The organism is Mesorhizobium sp. M7A.F.Ca.MR.362.00.0.0 (assembly GCF_004023175.1).
GTDB lineage: Bacteria > Pseudomonadota > Alphaproteobacteria > Rhizobiales > Rhizobiaceae > Mesorhizobium.
In genome coordinates, this window is sequence record NZ_RZTF01000532.1 from 1 (window position 1) to 3,521 (window position 3,521).

General features: G+C 62.1%; 3 protein-coding genes. All 3 read right to left on the reverse strand.

Features of this window, described 5'->3' with window-relative positions:
* The coding region (locus EOC06_RS34550; protein WP_164898908.1) for a carbohydrate ABC transporter permease at positions 1-728 on the reverse strand (728 nt) is incomplete at its 3' end.
* 26 nt (positions 729-754) lie between these two features.
* Positions 755-1,876, reverse strand: a complete 1,122-nt coding sequence (locus EOC06_RS34555) for a carbohydrate ABC transporter permease (protein ID WP_128309914.1) — start codon at positions 1,874-1,876, stop codon at positions 755-757.
* Positions 1,877-1,964: 88 nt separating this feature from the next.
* A partial coding sequence (locus EOC06_RS34560; RefSeq protein ID WP_128309915.1) for an ABC transporter substrate-binding protein occupies positions 1,965-3,521 on the reverse strand: 1,557 nt, incomplete at its 5' end.

A 3,521-nucleotide genomic window follows, 5' to 3' on the forward strand; every position in this document is an offset into this window, starting at 1 on the left:
AAGAAATACTCGTTCCAGCACAGCACCATCGCCAGGATGAAGGCGGCGACCATGCCCGGCAGCGCGATCGGCATGACGATGCGGAAGAACGCCCCCCAGATCGACAGCCCGTCGACAAGGGCTGCTTCCTCGAGCTCAACCGGGATCGAGTTGAACTGGTCGCGCATGATCCAGATGACGATCGGCAGCACCATCAGCGTGTAGAGCAGGATCAGTCCGATGCGCGTGTCGAGCAGGCCGACCTCGCGGTAGAGCACCAGGAAGGGCAGCGCCAGCACCACCGGCGGCAGGATCAGCTGCGACAGGAAGAAGAACGAGATGTCCTCGTTCTTGAACCAGGCGAAACGATAGCGATAGCGGGTGAGCCCGTAGGCGGCGAGGCTGCCGATGACGATGGCGAGGCTCGACGCGCCGACCGAGGTGATCACCGAATTCATGAAGCGCTTGAGGAACTCCTCGCGCACCGTCGAGGTCTGGAAAATCGAGTCCGGCGACAGGCCGAGCGAGCGCCAGCCTTTCCAGTCCGGCTGGAAGTCGACGAAGGGGATGAGATGGCCCTGCGTGACGTCGACTGCGGTCTTGAACGAGGTTGTCACCGTCCAGTAGATCGGGAACAGGCAGATGAACGCCCAGAAGGCCAGCGCGCCATAGATGAAAACGCGGCTGGCGAGGAAGCTCGCCGGCGAGCGGATTTCCGAGGCGACATATTCGGTGGTCTGAACGCTCATCGGGCTCAATTCACCCCCATCTTGCTTTAATTGACATTGCGGACAAAACGGTTGGCGAATTTCAACAGCCACGTGACGAAGACGACGATGATCACCAGATAGGCCATCGCCAGCATGGTTCCGTAGCCGACATTCGAGCGGTCGCGATATTCGCGATAGATGAAGCTCGACACGGAATCGGTGGCGCCGCCGGGGCCGCCGGATGTCACGGTGATGATGATGTCGGCAAGCTTCAGCTTGAAGATGATGCGCAGGATCACCGCCGTCACCGACACCGGCAGCATCAGCGGGAAGGTGACCTGCCAGAAGGTCTGCCACGCATTGGCGCCGTCGACGCGTGCGGCTTCGAGTACCTCGCGCGACATCGCCTGCAGCCCGGCCAGCAGCATGATCATCATGAACGGAATGAAGGTCCAGGCATCCAGTATCATGATCGATATGCGCGCGATGATCGGGTCGGAGAAGAAGGCGGGATTTTCCCAGCCGAGATGGCGCGCCAGCGTTGCTGCCGGTCCGAACCGGTATTCCATCAGCGACTTGCCGATCATCCACGACACCGCGACCGGCGACAGCATCAACGGCATCAGGAAGACGACGCGGAAGAATTTTCGCGCCCGGATCTGCGCGTTGAGCAGCAGCGCCAAGCCGAAGGCGATGACATATTCGACCGCCACCGCCAGCACATAGAGCACCATGTTGAACAGCGCGTTGCGGTAGTAGGGATCGGCCAGCATCTGCCAGAAATTGTCGAGCCCGTTGAACTTGCGACCGCTGAACGAGCTGAGGTTCCAGTCGGTGAGGGCGATGTAGAAACCGAACAGCGTCGGGAAGATCACCATGGCGATGGTGAACAGCAGCGCCGGCAGCAGGAACAGGGCACGCTGTCCGTCTTCGCCGCGCGTCAGCACCTGGCCGATGCCGATCGCCACGCCCCACAAAACATAGGCATAGACGACGGGGCGCCAGGTCTCGAAGCCGATCGTATCGGTGCTGCCCTTGTAGAGGATCTCCAGCACGATCGTCGCCAGCAGGCCAAGCGTCGCAACGGCCATCAGCGCCCAGCCAAGGCGTTTGCGGCCTGGAGAGATCAGATCGGAAGGGCCGGCATCTGCCGGCCACTGGTTCGCGGTCGAAGTCAGGTCAGCCACAAATCTCGCCCGTTTGAAGGCTCTCGAAGAGCCGGAGCCGGTCTAAAGTGGTCCGGCGTTGCCGCCGGACCACGGTTCATAGGCCAGCCTACATGCCGAGCGAAGCTTTGTAGAGCTTGATCTGGTTGTCGCGGCCGATCTGATCGGTCAGCTTCTCCCAGGCCGCCGCGATGGCGTCGGCGCCTTCCTGCGCCTTCATCTTGCCGGCGAAAGTGTTGGCCAGGATGTCCTCGGCTGCGCTGTAGTACTGGAAGATGCCGGGGATGCGTGGCTCGATCGCCGCGTTCGGATGGTTGTAGCTGTCGGATTCCGATTTGAGGTAGGAGGTGATGAAGGCCTCGTCGTAGCCGGCCGCCACCCATTCGGGAATGTCGAAATGCGAGTTGCGATAAGGTTGGAAGCCCGACGGATACATCGCCGTCCAGATCGACAGGTCCTTGCCGCCGAGATGGGCGGCGGCGGACCATGCCGCCTTCTTCTTCTTCTCATCGGCATCGACGCGGGCCATGACATAGACGCCCCAGCCGAGATAGGCGCAGTTGGGCGCATAGTTCGGGCCGCTGGCAAGCTTGTCCCAGGCGCCGGTCTTCGCATTGTAGACATCGTCGGAGCCCGGCAGGATCGAGAAGCCGGTGACGTCGCCGACGACGGAAGAGTCGTTGGTCTTGACGTTGGAGCCGACGTCGCCCCACCAGGTGACCATCGAGCCGGTGCCGGCCAGGAACTGCTGGAAGGCGGTCGTGTTCGGATCGGCATTGATCTGGTCGGCGGGTTCGGACGGCAGCGCGTCGATGACGTCCTGGATGGCGCGCACCCAGGCCGGATTGTTGACGCGCGGCTTCATCGTGTCGGCGTCGAACAGCCAGGCCTTGTCGTCGGGGTGCTTGGCATAAGCGGTGGCGCGGCTGCCGAGGAAATAGAAGCCGAAGCCGCCCCAGGGCTTTGGCGCGTCGAGATAGCCATAGACGTCCTGGTCCTTGAGCTTCTTGCCCTTGAGGAACTTGGTCACCGCCTGAACCTGCTGCCAGGTCTTCGGTACGCCCCATTCACCTTCGCCGCCGCCATCCTTCCAGGCCTTGGCGAGGTCGGCATCGGCGAACACGTCGGTGCGGTAGTTGAAGTTGTGCGCGTCGCCGTCGACGGTCACGCGGTATTGCTTGCCGTCCCAGGTGCCGACCGGCGGCTTCAGATAGCTGACGAGGTCGTCGAAATCGATCTGGGTCTTGACCCAGTCGGGCATTTCCGACGTCAGGCCCTTGCCGCAGACATCGCCTTCGAACGGCGCGCCCATTTCGATAATGTCGAAGTCGACGGTGCCGGTCGCGATCGACTGCTGCAGGCGGGCGTTGTAGTCGGCCTGCGCCAGGTCGATCCAGTTGATCTTGGCGCCGGTGTAGGTCTCCCATGGCTTCAGGAAGCCGCGGAACAGCACATTGTGCAGGTTCTGGTTGTTGAGACCCATGAAGGTCAACTCGACGCCGGCGAATTCGCCTTCCTTGACATTGGCCTTGGTCGCTTCGAGGCAGAGTTCACCGACCTTCTGGAAGTCGGCGTCCGTCGGCTGGCCTTTGCCGACGCCGGGGATCTGCAGGATTTTTGTGCGCAATTCGCTTGCCGCGGAAGCCGGGCGCGTCAAGGCGCCAAG